Raw genomic sequence first — 14,272 nt, 5'->3', positions numbered from 1 at the left:
TTAGACATGCAGGGTTTAATCCCAGCTTGTGTTATATTAGTAAAGGAGTTCGTAAATCTCCATTGCAATCAAGTCAATGCTGTCAAACGTATAAGTTTCGCGAGCTTCGACATCACGAAGGGTAAAGATTGATCCGTTTTCTTCGTCGTGGCTGTATGCAACTTCTGCAACAACAACTCCTTCGCGTTCAAAATTACGTTTTAAATTTCCGCCGTCTTTTGCCATTGCTTCAAGGCGGTTGATGATTCTAACCAAATGTGATTCCATTTTGATTCTCCTTCATTTCTTATCGTTACTATTTTACCATAAAGGAGGTCAACTTGACTAGAAAAAACTAAGATTTCTCGCTAATTCTACTAGTTGAAAGTTTTTTTGAATAAATTAGATAAAGGATTTGAATTTTAATTCAAATCATGTTATAATCATACAGTATTCTATTTTAGAAAGTAGTGTGACTATGAATTTTTCTTTTTTACCTAAGTATTTACCTTATTTTAACTATGGAGCTGTTGTTACGGTTCTCATTTCTATCTGTGTTGTCTTTTTGGGGACTATTTTGGGTGTTGTCTTGGCTTTTGGGCAACGTTCAAAGTTTAAACCGCTTGTTTGGCTCGCCAACTTGTACGTTTGGATTTTCCGTGGGACGCCGATGATGGTTCAGATTATGATTGCCTTTGCTCTTATGCATATCAATGCTCCGACTATTCAGGTTGGGATTTTGGGAGTTGATCTGTCTCGTCTGATTCCAGGGATTTTGATTATCTCTATGAACAGTGGTGCTTATGTTTCTGAGACTGTTCGGGCTGGGATTAATGCGGTTCCAAAAGGTCAGTTAGAGGCGGCTTATTCTTTAGGGATTCGTCCTAAAAATGCTATGCGCTATGTGATTTTGCCACAAGCAATTAAAAATATCTTGCCAGCATTGGGAAACGAATTTATCACTATTATCAAGGATAGCTCCCTCTTATCAGCTATTGGTGTCATGGAGTTGTGGAATGGGGCTACAACAGTTTCTACAACGACCTATCTACCTTTAACACCACTTTTATTTGCAGCCTTTTATTACTTGATTATGACCTCTATTTTGACAGTAGCCTTGAAAGCTTTTGAAAAACGTATGGGACAAGGAGATAAGAAATAATGACAGAAACCTTGATAAAAATTGAAAATTTACATAAATCCTTTGGAAAGAATGAAGTATTGAAGGGCATCAACCTCGAGATTAAAAGAGGAGAGGTTGTTGTTATCATAGGTCCTTCAGGAAGTGGGAAATCTACCTTGCTTCGCTCTATGAATTTGCTAGAAGAAGCAACTAAAGGGAAGGTTATCTTTGAGGGAGTCGATATTACGGACAAGAAGAATGACCTCTTTGCCATGCGTGAGAAGATGGGTATGGTTTTCCAACAATTTAACCTCTTTCCTAATATGACTGTGATGGAAAATATCACCTTGTCACCTATCAAGACCAAAGGTGAAAGTAAGGCAGTTGCTGAGAAGAGAGCTCAGGAACTTTTGGAAAAAGTTGGTTTACCAGATAAGGCAATTGCTTATCCACAGAGTTTGTCAGGTGGACAGCAACAGCGTATTGCCATTGCGCGTGGTTTGGCTATGGAACCTGATGTGTTGCTCTTTGACGAGCCGACTTCAGCCCTGGACCCTGAAATGGTAGGGGAGGTGCTGGCTGTTATGCAAGACCTAGCTAAGTCAGGAATGACCATGGTTATCGTAACACATGAAATGGGATTTGCCCGTGAAGTGGCAGACCGTGTCATCTTTATGGCAGACGGTGTGGTTGTTGAAGACGGAACACCAGAACAGATTTTTGAACAAACCCAAGAACAACGGACCAAGGAGTTTTTGAGTAAGGTTTTATAAGTTAGCTTTGTGGAGTATTTATAGCCAACTTTAAACTTCCAAGAAAAGATTAGTGAAAAGCTCGATCAGAGCTTTTTCTTATAGTTTGAAACTATAGGATAGACTAGGAAAGAAGTGTTAGAGGTGACAAGTAGTTTTTGGTATAATGAAAGATAGTTTGAAAGAAAAGAGAAGTGATATGACACAGATTATTGATGGGAAGGCTCTAGCAGCTAAGTTACAAGGACAGCTGGCTGAAAAGACTGCAAGATTAAAGGAAGAAACAGGTTTAGTACCTGGTTTGGTCGTGATTTTGGTTGGGGACAACCCTGCCAGCCAAGTCTATGTTCGCAACAAGGAACGTTCAGCCCTTGCGGCTGGTTTCCGTAGTGAAGTTGTGCGAGTTCCAGAAACAATTACTCAAGCGGAATTGTTGGATTTGATTGCCACATACAATCAAGATCCAGCTTGGCATGGGATTTTGGTCCAGTTACCATTACCAAAACATATCGATGAAGAGGCAGTTTTATTGGCCATTGATCCTGAGAAGGATGTAGATGGTTTTCATCCGTTAAATATGGGGCGTCTTTGGTCTGGTCACCCAGTCATGATTCCTTCTACACCTGCAGGAATTATGGAAATGTTTCATGAATATGGGATTGACTTGGAAGGTAAAAATGCGGTCGTCATCGGTCGTTCCAATATCGTCGGAAAACCCATGGCCCAGCTTCTTTTGGCTAAAAATGCGACAGTAACCTTGACTCACTCACGCACCCATCATCTTGCCAAGGTGGCTGCTAAAGCAGATATTCTCGTAGTAGCAATCGGCCGCGCCAAGTTTGTGACTGCTGATTTTGTGAAACCTGGTGCGGTTGTTATTGATGTCGGGATGAACCGCGATGAAAATGGCAAGCTCTGTGGGGATGTTGATTATGAGGCAGTTGCCCCACTTGCCAGTCATATCACGCCAGTACCAGGAGGTGTCGGTCCTATGACCATTACCATGCTGATGGAACAAACCTATCAGGCAGCGCTGCGGACATTGAACAAGGACTAGGAAGATGAAATTCGTATTTGATCTGGATGGGACGCTGTCTTTTGACTATATGACCATAGATGAAGAGATTAAGCAGGTTCTTTTAAAGGCTGAAGATTATGGGCATGAGGTTGTCTTTACCTCAGCTCGCTCTTATCGGGATTGTTTGGGCTTGTTGGGTCCTGTACTCAGTCAGCGTTTGGTTATAGGTTTGAATGGTGGCGTAGCCTATTATCTGGGGAAAGCTATCTATGAAAGAAATCTCGATACTAGAGTTTATCAGGCGCTAGTAGATTATTGCCAGACCTACAATCTCCCTTTCTTTGCAGATGATTGCTTTGACTATAGTGGTCAGATCGTGGAGAAGATTCCATTTATCTCTAGTGTGGATCCCCTAAAGGTAGCTCGTCATCAGAAACTCGAGGATTTGGGTACTCCGATTAAGGTAGTCGTTTATATGGGAGACCATGAGGATTTGCTTGATGACCTGCTTGGACAGTTAGAAAGACTGGGGCAGGTTCATCTGTCCTATCATGCCCATGAAAAGTGCCTTTATGTCAATCCCTGGGATACTCATAAGGCGTCAACTGTTGAAAAATTGTGTGGAGAGAACTTCATTGCTTTTGGAAATGACCAAAATGATATTGAACTGTTTAAAACATCTCTCTATTCAGTCCAGATAGGAGATTTTGCTGGCCTTACTCCATATGCAGATGAAACGTTTGAGCTAAAAGGAGAACCTTCTCCAGCAGTGGCAGCTAAAATCTTACAGACCTTTGCGGAATTTAAGGGAAAATAGATAAAAGGAGGTAAGCGCCTCCTTTTTGTTGTATAATAAAGTGAGGTGATCAGATGATTTTAAAAATTGATAATGGAGAATATAGTTTGCAATGGGATGGAATATATCACTTAGCACTAATTGATTATCCCAATATTCAAAAGTGGGAATTAGAAAAAATTGCTAAATTTATAGCTTACGAAAAACTTCATAAACGTCAAACAAGTATCGAGTGTACTGATTCTTGTTTAAAAAAAGAAATTTTAGATTACCTCTGTCAGCATACTTTTCTGCCACCATTTACCCCTACAGATAAAAGAGTAGCCTCGACTTATGATTTACATAAGAGGTTAGTGACTTCAGACTACTGTAGTCATACTGCGACTATAGATGCAGCGATTTCTATTCTTAAAACTGGTCTGCTCTTATCTGCTGTGAAAGCCTTTGGTCGAGCTGCTGAGGAGTTGGTTTTGGATAGTCGAAATGCTGCATCCGATCCGATAGATTATTTTGACTATGTAATGTTAGGGTGGTCAAATACAAGTTCTGGTTATCGATTAGCGATGGAGCGTTTATTAGGTCGAGCTCCTTCAGAGAAAGAATTACAAGACAAGTTTATTCCTGGAGTAAGTTTTCATTTTATCTATACAGATTTGATTAAAGTTACTGGCTATATTTTTGATGGCTATCATGTTGCAAAAATTAAGGATATGTTGAATTTATTTAGTGAATTGTATATTTGCATTATTCCAACTCATAATAAGAGTCAATTTGAAAATATTATTCCAAGTCGATTACTAGATAGGGTGTATTATCTTGACCATGATGGAGAAGGTTTGGAAGAGTGGACTAAAAAAGTGTCTCGGATTGTCTTAAAACAATCAGGTAAAGGATAGTTGAGGAAAAAACGATGAAAGTGATTGATCAAACTTTACTAGAAAAAGTTATTATTGAACGTTCTCGTACAAGTCATAAAGGTGACTATGGTCGTCTGCTGTTGCTGGGTGGAACTTATCCTTATGGAGGTGCCATCATCATGGCTGCTTTAGCAGCTGTAAAAAGCGGTGCAGGTTTGGTGACCGTTGGAACAGACAGGGAAAATATTTCAGCTCTGCACAGCCATTTACCTGAGGCTATGGCCTTTTCTCTTCAAGACCAGCAATTGTTAAAAGAGCAGTTGGAGAAGGCAGAAGTTGTCTTACTGGGACCTGGTTTACGAGACGATGCTTTTGGAGAAAATCTAGTAAAACAAGTCTTTGCTAGCTTAAGACAGAAACAGATCTTGATTGTAGACGGAGGTGCTTTGACTATTCTTGCTAGGACAAAGTTGTCATTTCCGTCTAACCAGCTTATCCTAACTCCCCACCAAAAAGAATGGGAAAAGCTGTCTGGTATTGCTATTGAAAAGCAAAACGAGGATGCAACAGCTAGTGCCCTGACGTCTTTCCCTCAAGGAATAATTTTGGTAGAGAAAGGTCCAGCTACTCGTATTTGGAAAGTTGGCCAGTCTGATTATTACCAGTTACAGGTTGGTGGCCCTTATCAGTCGACTGGTGGTATGGGAGATACTCTGGCTGGAATGATTGCAGGATTTGCAGGCCAGTTTAAACAAGCCAGTCTCTACGAGCGTGTGGCAGTAGCGACCCATCTTCATTCAGCCATAGCCCAAGAACTAGCTCAAGAACATTATGTGGTCTTGCCGACGGAAATCAGCAGTTGTCTGACTAAAATAATGAAAAAAATATCTCATAAAGGCACCTGATGGTTTCAGGCGCCTTTATATCTTTTAGAAAAAACCTTTAATCTTTCCAACGAGGCCATCTAGACCTTCAGAACCAGAAATCAACTGCTGAGCTTGAGAGAAGTATTCTCCAAGTTGTTCTTGATTTTCTGCAACAAATGTTTTTGCAGCTTCGAAATCTTTTGTTTCGATTAATTCTTTTACTTGATTAAACAAATCTAATGGGTTCATCTTATGTCTCCTTTTCTGTACTTAACTATTTAACCATCTTTATGATAAAAAATCAACCTAGTAAAATTTCTTCTAGAATAGATATCGGTTTCAAATTTTCAGATGAATATTAAGCCTTTACATGGTATAATAGAAGTAGCTCTTTAATGGAGGTGTTTGAGTGGAAAATCTGAAGAAAATGGCAGGTATCAAGGCTGCTGAATTTGTCAAGGATGGGATGGTTGTCGGACTGGGAACGGGTTCTACTGCCTACTATTTCGTTGAAGAGATAGGCCGTCGTATCAAGGAAGAGGGCCTACAGATTACGGCTGTTACGACTTCTAGTGTAACCAGCAAGCAGGCAGAAGGACTCAATATTCCTCTTAAGTCAATTGACCAAGTGGACTTTGTAGACCTAACCGTTGATGGTGCTGATGAAGTGGATAGTCAGTTTAATGGAATCAAAGGCGGTGGTGGTGCCCTTTTGATGGAGAAGGTTGTGGCAACGCCTTCAAAAGAATACATTTGGGTGGTGGATGAAAGCAAGCTGGTCGACAAACTAGGTGCTTTTAAATTACCTGTAGAGGTAGTTCAGTATGGTGCTGAGCAAGTCTTTCGTCGTTTCGAGCGATCTGGCTACAAACCAAGTTTCCGTGAAAAAGACGGTCAACGTTTTGTGACAGATATGCAGAACTTTATCATTGACCTTGCCTTGGATGTCATTGAAGATCCAATTGCCTTCGGGCAAGAATTGGACCATGTCGTTGGCGTTGTAGAACACGGCTTATTTAACCAAATGGTGGATAAGGTCATCGTAGCTGGACAACAGGGCGTTCAGATTTTAACTTCAACAAAAGCAAACTAATCAAAGCAATAAGGAGACAGACTATGTCAAAATTTAATCGTATTCACTTGGTAGTACTAGATTCTGTAGGAATCGGTGCAGCACCAGATGCTAATAACTTTGTCAATGCTGGGGTTCCAGATGGAGCTTCTGACACACTGGGACACATTTCTAAAACAGTTGGTTTGAATGTGCCAAACATGGCTAAAATCGGTCTAGGAAATATTCCTCGTGAAACTCCTCTTAAGACTGTACCAGCAGAAAGCAATCCAACTGGATATGCAACGAAATTGGAAGAAGTATCTCTTGGTAAGGATACCATGACTGGACACTGGGAAATCATGGGCCTCAACATTACGGAGCCTTTCGATACTTTTTGGAATGGATTCCCAGAAGAAATCTTGACTAAAATTGAAGAATTCTCAGGACGCAAGGTTATTCGTGAGGCCAACAAACCATACTCAGGAACAGCTGTTATCGATGATTTTGGACCACGTCAAATGGAAACTGGCGAGTTGATTATCTATACTTCAGCTGACCCAGTTCTTCAAATCGCAGCTCACGAAGATATCATTCCTTTAGATGAACTCTACCGTATCTGTGAATACGCTCGTTCGATTACTTTAGAGCGTCCAGCTCTTCTAGGGCGTATTATTGCTCGTCCTTATGTTGGTGAGCCTGGAAACTTCACTCGTACGGCTAACCGTCGTGACTTGGCTGTATCTCCATTTGCTCCAACTGTATTGGACAAATTGAATGAAGCTGGTATCGACACCTATGCAGTTGGTAAGATCAACGATATCTTCAACGGTGCTGGTATCAACCACGATATGGGTCACAATAAGTCAAATAGTCATGGAATTGATACACTATTGAAGACTATGGGACTTCCTGAATTTGAAAAAGGGTTCTCCTTCACAAACTTGGTAGACTTTGATGCTTTATATGGACACCGTCGTGATCCACACGGCTATCGTGATTGTTTGCATGAGTTTGATGAGCGCTTGCCAGAAATTATGGCAGCAATGAGAGAAGACGATCTTCTTTTGATTACTGCTGACCACGGAAATGACCCAACCTATGCTGGTACTGACCATACTCGTGAATATATTCCACTTTTGGCATACAGTCCATCCTTTAAAGGCAATGGATTAATTCCAGTTGGACACTTCGCCGACATCTCAGCAACAATTGCGGATAACTTTGGCGTTGAAACTGCCATGATTGGTGAAAGTTTCTTAGATAAATTAGTTTAAGATGATTTGCTACGCTCTACTTGTTAGAGGAATTAATGTCGGTGGAAAGAACAAGGTGGTCATGGCTCAGCTGCGTCAAGAATTGACGGAGTTGGAATTAGAAAATGTAGAAACCTACATCAATAGTGGCAATATTTTCTTTAATAGCATTGTGCCTAGAACTAAATTAATAGAGAAATTACAGGCTTTCTTTGAAAGACGTTATCCATTTATCCAGAGTTTTTCCTTGTTGTCTCACGAAGACTATGAAAAGGAGCTTAGAAATCTTCCTGATTGGTGGAATCATGAGATGGCTCGAAAGGATGTGCTCTTTTACACTGAGGGCTTGGATGTGGATCAAGCCATCGAGAAAGTGAACAGTTTGGAACTGGTCGATGAAGTGCTTCATTTTGGGAAATTAGGGATCTTCTGGGGTAAATTGTCAGAAGCTAGCTACTCTAAAACAGCTTATCACAAGCACTTGCTTAAGATGCCTTTCTATCGCAATATTACCATTCGTAACGCTAATACCTTTGACAAAATTGGTCAATTTTTAAAACATAAAGAAGGAGATACCTAATGACATTATTAAATAAAATCAATGAAACAGCAGCATTTTTGAAGGGCAAAGGAATCGAAGCTCCTGAGTTCGGTTTGATCCTTGGTTCAGGTCTTGGAGAATTGGCTGAAGAAATCGAAAATGCAGTCGTAGTAGACTACTCTGACATTCCAAACTGGGGTCAATCCACAGTAGTCGGACATGCTGGTAAATTGGTTTATGGTGATCTTGCTGGACGTAAAGTCTTGGTTCTTCAAGGTCGTTTCCATTTCTATGAAGGAAATCCTCTTGAAGTCGTGACTTTCCCAGTACGTGTGATGAAAGTTCTTGGATGCGAAGGTGTCATTGTAACCAATGCAGCTGGAGGTATTGGATTTGGGCCTGGTACCTTGATGGCTATCTCAGACCATATCAATATGACGGGGCAAAACCCATTGATGGGTGAAAACTTGGATGATTTTGGTCCACGTTTCCCAGATATGTCTAAAGCCTACACTCCAGAATATCGTGCTACTGCCCATGAAGTGGCTAAGAAACTTGGTATCAAGCTTGATGAAGGTGTCTATATTGGTGTAACAGGTCCGACTTATGAAACCCCAGCAGAAATTCGTGCCTATAAGACATTGGGAGCAGATGCAGTTGGTATGTCTACTGTTCCTGAAGTTATTGTGGCAGCCCACTCAGGCATGAAAGTTCTAGGAATTTCATGTATCACTAACCATGCTGCAGGTTTCCAAGAAGAACTCAACCACGAAGAAGTTGTAGAAGTAACTGAACGCGTCAAAGGCGACTTCAAAGGATTGCTGAAAGCGATTCTTGCTGAATTATAAGATGATGAAAGTACGACTCCAAAGCCTACCCTACGGATGGCGTCTGCTTTTAGCGACTCTCGCTTTGGGAGTAGGTACGGGTCTAGTCGGACTTGCCTGTCATTATCTGCTAGAAGGCGTGCAGATGTTGGCTTTTGGCCAAGAGCGATCTGATCTGCTCCAGCAATTTCAAGAAGCTGGAGGGCTTCGTAGATTTCTTGTCTTATGTGTGACAGGGATTTTGGCAGCAGATTTCTGGTATATTCTACAAGAGCGTTATAAAATTCTCTCTATTCGCAGGCAAATCGACCTGGTTGGAGATAGAGATCCAGCGCCCCTAGCCCACCTCCTTCATGCAACTATGCAGGTTGCGATTGTTGGAGCTGGCGCTTCGGTCGGAAAAGAAGGAGCTCCACGTGAGGTTGGGGCTCTTCTAGCTAGTCGTTTGGGGAAAGTCTTGTCCTTGACGATCAAAGAACGAAGAGTTTTGATTGCTTGTGGAGCTGGAGCCGGCTTGGCTGCTGTCTATCAGGTTCCCTTTGCCAGTAGCTTGTTTGTCTTTGAGACATTAGGGGTGGCCTATCACTGGAAAAATATCTTACTGGTCTTGTCCAGTACTTATTTGGCGACTTGGGTTGCCCAGCCAATTGTTGGACATGGTGCTATATATCACATGTCGCCAGTTCATTGGTCAACCAGTAGTTTTATCCAGGCTGTAATAGTGGCTCTATTGCTTACTCCCTTGGCACTGGCTTTTCGTTTTCTAGCCAATCGTGCTAGTCTCAAACGGCGGAAGGATTGGACCATTCTTTGGACTCTGCCTGTAGCCTTTATGGTGCTTGCTGGCATCGTGACCTTATACCCGATTTTTATGGGAAATGGACAGGTACTAGCCCAAGCCCTCTTATCAGGCCAGCCATTTTCTAGTCTAGCCTTGACCTTGACCGTAAAAGGGTTCCTGGTCTATCTCCTTTTACGAAATGGGGCTTACGGAGGGACCTTGACACCGTCATTTGCTTTGGGAATTGGATCTGGTTATTTGGTAACCATGATTGTTTCTGCAGTTGGCATTCATCTAGATCCTGGTCTAGGTATGTTGCTTGGAGCGACGGTCTTTTTAGGGACAATCTTACAAGCTCCCTTGACTGCCATTATCCTAAGTCTTGGTTTTACAGGACAGAGCTGGGCTTTGATTCTACCGCTGGCACTAGCTGCTGGTGTATCTTATGTGATTCAAAATAGATGGGAGAATAAACGATGAAGGTGCATTTTGTCTTGCACGAAACATTTGAAGTACCGGGTGCTTATCTAAAGTGGGCGCAGGAGCGTGGTCATCAGGTGACCATGACCAAGGTCTACGAGCGAGAAGTTCTACCTGAGACAGTGGATGAGATCGATTTTTTGATTGTCATGGGAGGACCACAATCACCAGATGAGGATCGCGCAAACTTTCCTTACTATGATCTACAAGCTGAGATTAAACTGATCCAAAAAGCGATGAAGGCGGATCGCTACATCGTTGGTGTCTGTCTGGGAGCGCAGCTCCTGTCAGTTGCTTATGGCGCGGAGTATGAGCATAGTCCAGAGCGGGAAATTGGGGTGTATCCTGTGACCTTGACGTCTGAAGGATTGGCAGATCCGCATGTCAGCTTATTTGGTGCAAACTTTGATTCAGGTCACTGGCATGGTGATATGCCGGGATTGACGGAGGATGCCATTGTCCTTGCGACCAGTCAAGGTTGTCCACGCCAGATTGTCCGGTTTTCTCCCAAACACTATGCCTTCCAAGCCCACTTGGAATTTGATTCAGAAGCTGTGAATCTCTTGATTGCTGCAGATGGTGAAGTTGCTTTGGAAGAGCAAAGTAAACAATTGCCATTTGTCGAAAAACCTGAAGCCATTCGTGCTTACGATTATCTAGAAATGAATGCAAAATTGTACGAATTTTTGGATTCATTAACAAACTAAATAAAAAAGAAAGGATGGATTAACCGTATTCGCAGAACTGAATACGGGCGCCTCTCCTCTAAATCAAAATTAAGAAAGAAAGGAATTGAACCCACCCTAAAAGCAGTGAGAAAAAGATAGTTGATCTAGCGAGCGTCGCTCACTACGTCCAACTCCTATTTTCCCTTCGCTTTTTGACGGGTTTGGTATCTTTCTAAATATCAAATATAAAATAAAGAAAGGTAGAGCGTGTGTTCTGATTTGAACACGAGCGGAAAACTCGGAAAATAGATAATCTGACCTAGAAATCAGGATTTCTCGTCAGATTCCTAATTTTCAGTTGTTTTCTGGTCGCTCTTTGTATCATAAATTATGTCTATCCATATTGCTGCTAAGCAGGGTGAAATTGCTGATAAAATTCTTCTTCCTGGGGATCCTCTTCGTGCGAAATTTATTGCTGAGAATTTTCTTGAAGATGCTGTTTGTTTTAACGAAGTGCGTAACATGTTTGGTTACACAGGTACTTACAAGGGCCACCGTGTATCTGTCATGGGAACTGGGATGGGAATGCCATCGATTTCGATTTATGCGCGTGAGTTGATTGTTGACTACGGTGTGAAAAAATTGATCCGTGTGGGAACTGCTGGTTCTTTGAATGAAGATGTTCACGTCCGTGAATTGGTTTTGGCGCAGGCAGCTGCAACCAACTCAAACATCGTCCGTAATGACTGGCCACAGTACGATTTTCCACAAATCGCTAGCTTTGATTTGTTAGATAAGGCTTACCATATTGCCAAAGACCTTGGTATGACTACTCACGTCGGCAATGTATTGTCTTCTGATGTCTTTTATTCAAACTACTTTGAAAAGAATATCGAGCTTGGCAAGTGGGGTGTGAAAGCCGTTGAGATGGAAGCGGCAGCTCTATACTATCTAGCTGCTCAACACCATGTTGATTCCCTTGCCATCATGACCATTTCGGATAGCTTGGTCAATCCAGATGAGGACACTACAGCAGAAGAACGTCAAAACACCTTCACTGATATGATGAAGGTTGGTCTAGAGACTTTAATTGCAGAATAAAAGGAAATAAAAGAGTCTGGGACAAAAAGATTTTGATTTTAGAAATTCTTTATTATAAATTTTAAAAATCGATAGATTAGATAAAAAAGCGAACAAAGCAGAATTCTGAGTGTCAGATAACTTGTTTTGTTCGCTTTTTATATTTAAGGTTAGACTTTTGTCCCAGAATCTTTTTAGTCATTCAGCCCATGCTGATCTTAATGAAATGTTACTCTATCGTCTATTTTTAAGAGATTGCAAGAAATAGTCAATCTCAGTTTGAGAATGGAGAATGTGCATCTTTTCTGGGTAAGTATTGTTTAAGTATTGGTATCTTTCCTTAGCATTTTTTGTTCGTCCATCCCGAAGAATCCAACGAATAAATTCCCAATTAAATTGTTCTTGACAACCAGCTGCCATGCTTTCTCTGACCTTGCCTCGGTATGTGAGGTAACGTTTAAAGGCTCGAAAGAGACAGGTCAATGGGGAAAAATTAAGAAAGATGATTTGGTCAGCTTCCTGCATTCTTTCCTCGTAATAACACCAAGAATAATTACCATCAATCACCCAATCGGAATGTTCGGTGAGAAAGTCTCTCATCTCTTTTAACATCCAATCGCGGTCACTGTCTACCCAGCCTGGCTGAAATTGAAGAGTGTCCATATGAAGTTTGGGAATGGAGTAGTAGCGAGACAAGTTTTCAGCTAGAGTTGATTTACCAGCCCCAGAATATCCGATAATTGCGATTTTCATTTTCTGACTTCTCCTATTTTGGGACAAAAAAACAGCCTCTATAGACTGTTTCTTATTTAGCAAGTTTAGCTGAAAGACGAGCTTTGTCGCGGCTTGCTTTGTTTTTGTGAATCAAACCTTTAGTTTCTGCTTTATCGATAGCTGAGCTAGCAGCACGGAAAAGTTCTTCAGATGGGTTTGCTTCGAAAGCTTTGATAGCAGTACGCATAGCTGATTTTTGAGCTGAGTTCTTTTCGTTTTGTTTAACGTTCAATTCAGCGCGTTTGATAGCTGATTTAATGTTTGCCAATGTTCTTACCTCCATATTTACTAACTATACCATTATATCTGAAAACTTACGTTTTGACAAGGGAAAATTATTTTTTTAAGTAAATTTCATCTATTTCATGGTCCTTTGTTTTATGAAGAATCACTTCTGCACGATTTCTAGTCGGTTCAATATAATTTTGTAAATTTGTGAGATTAATACCGGTCCAGACCTGATGGGCAAAGGACTCCACTTCCCCAATCGGCATCTGAGTAAATCGATAATAGTAGCTATCAGGGTCGTTTTGGGCTAGGCTCAGCATTTTCAAGAAACGGTCGAGATACCAACTCTCAATGTCATCAACTGCAGCATCAACATAGATAGAAAAGTCAAAGAAGTCAGTAATATAGAGACGCTCGTTTTGTGGATTTTGAAAGACATTGATTCCTTCGACAATCACAAAGTCAGCTGCTTTTACTCGTTGTTTTGCTTCAGGTACGATGTCGTAGACTTCATGAGAATAGACAGGAATATCAACATCTTGTCCGTTTTTGATGCGGTCCAAGAAGTTGAGAAGAGCTTCCATATCATAGCTTTCAGGAAATCCCTTACGATTTAAAATCCCTTGCTCAATCAAGGTCTGGTTGGGATAGAGAAAACCATCAGTTGTTACTAACTCAACCGTAGCATCTGTAAGCGTACGGGACAGTAGGATTTGAAGCAGGCGACTAGTTGTGGATTTTCCAACGGCAACACTCCCAGAAACCCCAATGATAAAAGGCTGGGATTTGCTTTCACGTTGAAGGAAAATTCCTTTTGAAAAGGCCAAATCATCCTTGGTACGCTTGTAAATTTGGATGAGATGGGCTAAGGGAAGATAGACATCGGTAACATCCTGCAAGCTAATCTGGTCATTAAAACTCTTGATTGATTCTAATTCCTCTTCAGTCAAAGGAGGGGTTGTCTTTCGATGTAAAGATTGCCAAGTTTGGCGGCTGATTTTTTCAAAATGTAAAAATTCGTTGGTCATTTGTTTTCCCCTAGATATTTTGTCTATCATACCATAAAAAGCTAAAAAAATAAAGCGGTTTCTTGATGATAGTAAGCTAATATCGTATAAGGTAACTTCTCAAAGTAACTTCCACTTGTCTAACCAAAGTGGAAGTTAGTCTAAAACGGATTTTTATGGTGGAATTA

General features: G+C 41.1%; 18 protein-coding genes. 13 read left to right on the top strand and 5 right to left on the bottom strand.

What is annotated here, in order from left to right; all coding sequences use genetic code 11:
* Window positions 1–36 precede the first annotated feature (36 nt).
* Window positions 37–267: a DUF1797 family protein gene (locus tag M1F37_RS07485; RefSeq protein ID WP_000443570.1), complete on the bottom strand. Its 231-nt coding sequence runs from the start codon at window positions 265–267 to the stop codon at window positions 37–39.
* 190 nt (window positions 268–457) lie between these two features.
* Here M1F37_RS07485 and M1F37_RS07480 point away from each other — a divergent pair, with 190 nt between their 5' ends.
* The 6 genes from M1F37_RS07480 (at window position 458) to M1F37_RS07455 (ending at window position 5,430) form a co-directional block, all read left to right on the top strand.
* Window positions 458–1,141 carry an amino acid ABC transporter permease gene (locus tag M1F37_RS07480; protein WP_001011642.1) on the top strand — a complete coding sequence of 228 codons (684 nt, stop codon included), beginning with the start codon at window positions 458–460 and terminating at the stop codon, window positions 1,139–1,141.
* The gene (locus M1F37_RS07475; RefSeq protein ID WP_247935315.1) at window positions 1,141–1,875 is read left to right on the top strand and encodes an amino acid ABC transporter ATP-binding protein; all 735 of its coding nucleotides are present in this window, start codon (window positions 1,141–1,143) and stop codon (window positions 1,873–1,875) included. The genes M1F37_RS07480 and M1F37_RS07475 overlap by 1 nt, the downstream gene beginning before the upstream one ends.
* Before the next feature lie 178 nt (window positions 1,876–2,053).
* Entirely contained in the window at window positions 2,054–2,911 is an 858-nt protein-coding gene (locus tag M1F37_RS07470; RefSeq protein WP_247935314.1) for a bifunctional methylenetetrahydrofolate dehydrogenase/methenyltetrahydrofolate cyclohydrolase, read from the top strand.
* A gap of 4 nt (window positions 2,912–2,915) precedes the next feature.
* Window positions 2,916–3,689 carry an HAD hydrolase family protein gene (locus M1F37_RS07465; RefSeq protein ID WP_247935313.1) on the top strand — a complete coding sequence of 258 codons (774 nt, stop codon included), beginning with the start codon at window positions 2,916–2,918 and terminating at the stop codon, window positions 3,687–3,689.
* Between the two features lie 53 nt (window positions 3,690–3,742).
* On the top strand, window positions 3,743–4,564 hold the full coding sequence (locus tag M1F37_RS07460) for a phosphate ABC transporter ATPase (protein WP_247935312.1): 822 nt from the start codon (window positions 3,743–3,745) through the stop codon (window positions 4,562–4,564).
* Window positions 4,565–4,578: 14 nt separating this feature from the next.
* Complete coding sequence (locus tag M1F37_RS07455) at window positions 4,579–5,430, top strand: NAD(P)H-hydrate dehydratase (RefSeq protein WP_247935311.1); 852 nt, start codon at window positions 4,579–4,581, stop codon at window positions 5,428–5,430.
* A 24-nt stretch (window positions 5,431–5,454) separates the two neighbouring features.
* On the opposite strand, the gene M1F37_RS07450 is transcribed toward M1F37_RS07455, so the two are convergent.
* Window positions 5,455–5,640 (bottom strand): hypothetical protein, encoded by a 186-nt coding sequence (locus M1F37_RS07450; protein ID WP_001068558.1) that lies wholly within the window; start codon window positions 5,638–5,640, stop codon window positions 5,455–5,457.
* Window positions 5,641–5,800: 160 nt separating this feature from the next.
* Between M1F37_RS07450 and rpiA the strand changes: the two genes are divergently transcribed.
* From rpiA to deoD, 7 genes are all read left to right on the top strand, one after another.
* Window positions 5,801–6,484 carry a ribose-5-phosphate isomerase RpiA gene (gene rpiA / locus M1F37_RS07445; RefSeq protein ID WP_247935310.1) on the top strand — a complete coding sequence of 228 codons (684 nt, stop codon included), beginning with the start codon at window positions 5,801–5,803 and terminating at the stop codon, window positions 6,482–6,484.
* A gap of 23 nt (window positions 6,485–6,507) precedes the next feature.
* The gene (locus M1F37_RS07440) at window positions 6,508–7,719 is read left to right on the top strand and encodes a phosphopentomutase (RefSeq protein WP_247935309.1); all 1,212 of its coding nucleotides are present in this window, start codon (window positions 6,508–6,510) and stop codon (window positions 7,717–7,719) included.
* Between the two features lies 1 nt (window position 7,720).
* Window positions 7,721–8,278 carry a DUF1697 domain-containing protein gene (locus M1F37_RS07435; RefSeq protein ID WP_247935308.1) on the top strand — a complete coding sequence of 186 codons (558 nt, stop codon included), beginning with the start codon at window positions 7,721–7,723 and terminating at the stop codon, window positions 8,276–8,278.
* Window positions 8,278–9,087: a purine-nucleoside phosphorylase gene (locus tag M1F37_RS07430; RefSeq protein WP_247935307.1), complete on the top strand. Its 810-nt coding sequence runs from the start codon at window positions 8,278–8,280 to the stop codon at window positions 9,085–9,087. Before M1F37_RS07435 ends, M1F37_RS07430 begins: the two co-directional genes overlap by 1 nt.
* A 4-nt stretch (window positions 9,088–9,091) precedes the next feature.
* Window positions 9,092–10,327 (top strand): chloride channel protein, encoded by a 1,236-nt coding sequence (locus tag M1F37_RS07425; protein ID WP_247935306.1) that lies wholly within the window; start codon window positions 9,092–9,094, stop codon window positions 10,325–10,327.
* A complete protein-coding gene (locus tag M1F37_RS07420) occupies window positions 10,324–11,034 on the top strand; it encodes a glutamine amidotransferase-related protein (RefSeq protein WP_247935305.1) in 711 nt (236 codons plus the stop codon). The genes M1F37_RS07425 and M1F37_RS07420 overlap by 4 nt, the downstream gene beginning before the upstream one ends.
* Window positions 11,035–11,385: 351 nt before the next feature.
* Entirely contained in the window at window positions 11,386–12,096 is a 711-nt protein-coding gene (gene deoD, locus M1F37_RS07415) for a purine-nucleoside phosphorylase (protein WP_247935304.1), read from the top strand.
* Window positions 12,097–12,309: 213 nt separating this feature from the next.
* Here deoD and M1F37_RS07410 read toward each other — a convergent pair whose 3' ends face one another.
* The 3 genes from M1F37_RS07410 to coaA all read right to left on the bottom strand — a co-directional run bounded on the left by M1F37_RS07410 (window position 12,310) and on the right by coaA (window position 14,105).
* Window positions 12,310–12,828 carry a DNA topology modulation protein gene (locus M1F37_RS07410; RefSeq protein ID WP_247935303.1) on the bottom strand — a complete coding sequence of 173 codons (519 nt, stop codon included), beginning with the start codon at window positions 12,826–12,828 and terminating at the stop codon, window positions 12,310–12,312.
* Between the two features lie 52 nt (window positions 12,829–12,880).
* Window positions 12,881–13,117, bottom strand: coding sequence for a 30S ribosomal protein S20 (gene rpsT / locus M1F37_RS07405; RefSeq protein WP_001274000.1), 237 nt, complete (start codon window positions 13,115–13,117; stop codon window positions 12,881–12,883).
* 67 nt (window positions 13,118–13,184) lie between these two features.
* The gene (gene coaA, locus M1F37_RS07400; protein WP_247935302.1) at window positions 13,185–14,105 is read right to left on the bottom strand and encodes a type I pantothenate kinase; all 921 of its coding nucleotides are present in this window, start codon (window positions 14,103–14,105) and stop codon (window positions 13,185–13,187) included.
* Window positions 14,106–14,272: the final 167 nt, after the last annotated feature.

Origin of the sequence: Streptococcus mitis (assembly GCF_023109105.1) — a bacterium.
Taxonomy (GTDB): Bacteria; Bacillota; Bacilli; order Lactobacillales; family Streptococcaceae; genus Streptococcus; species Streptococcus mitis_BW.
This window is presented reverse-complemented; position numbering and strand designations above follow the sequence as displayed.

Excerpts from the sequence above, each read along its gene's own strand:
- M1F37_RS07435 (WP_247935308.1), top strand. The coding sequence starts at position 7,721 with ATGATTTGCTACGCTCTACTTGTTAGAGGAATTAATGTCGGTGGAAAG.
- M1F37_RS07475 (WP_247935315.1), top strand. The coding sequence starts at position 1,141 with ATGACAGAAACCTTGATAAAAATTGAAAATTTACATAAATCCTTTGGA.
- M1F37_RS07465 (WP_247935313.1), top strand. The coding sequence starts at position 2,916 with ATGAAATTCGTATTTGATCTGGATGGGACGCTGTCTTTTGACTATATG.
- M1F37_RS07425 (WP_247935306.1), top strand. The coding sequence starts at position 9,092 with ATGAAAGTACGACTCCAAAGCCTACCCTACGGATGGCGTCTGCTTTTA.
- M1F37_RS07430 (WP_247935307.1), top strand. The coding sequence starts at position 8,278 with ATGACATTATTAAATAAAATCAATGAAACAGCAGCATTTTTGAAGGGC.
- M1F37_RS07420 (WP_247935305.1), top strand. The coding sequence starts at position 10,324 with ATGAAGGTGCATTTTGTCTTGCACGAAACATTTGAAGTACCGGGTGCT.
- deoD (WP_247935304.1), top strand. The coding sequence starts at position 11,386 with ATGTCTATCCATATTGCTGCTAAGCAGGGTGAAATTGCTGATAAAATT.
- M1F37_RS07410 (WP_247935303.1), bottom strand. The coding sequence starts at position 12,828 with ATGAAAATCGCAATTATCGGATATTCTGGGGCTGGTAAATCAACTCTA.
- M1F37_RS07440 (WP_247935309.1), top strand. The coding sequence starts at position 6,508 with ATGTCAAAATTTAATCGTATTCACTTGGTAGTACTAGATTCTGTAGGA.
- coaA (WP_247935302.1), bottom strand. The coding sequence starts at position 14,105 with ATGACCAACGAATTTTTACATTTTGAAAAAATCAGCCGCCAAACTTGG.
- M1F37_RS07470 (WP_247935314.1), top strand. The coding sequence starts at position 2,054 with ATGACACAGATTATTGATGGGAAGGCTCTAGCAGCTAAGTTACAAGGA.
- M1F37_RS07455 (WP_247935311.1), top strand. The coding sequence starts at position 4,579 with ATGAAAGTGATTGATCAAACTTTACTAGAAAAAGTTATTATTGAACGT.
- M1F37_RS07450 (WP_001068558.1), bottom strand. The coding sequence starts at position 5,640 with ATGAACCCATTAGATTTGTTTAATCAAGTAAAAGAATTAATCGAAACA.
- M1F37_RS07480 (WP_001011642.1), top strand. The coding sequence starts at position 458 with ATGAATTTTTCTTTTTTACCTAAGTATTTACCTTATTTTAACTATGGA.
- M1F37_RS07460 (WP_247935312.1), top strand. The coding sequence starts at position 3,743 with ATGATTTTAAAAATTGATAATGGAGAATATAGTTTGCAATGGGATGGA.
- M1F37_RS07485 (WP_000443570.1), bottom strand. The coding sequence starts at position 267 with ATGGAATCACATTTGGTTAGAATCATCAACCGCCTTGAAGCAATGGCA.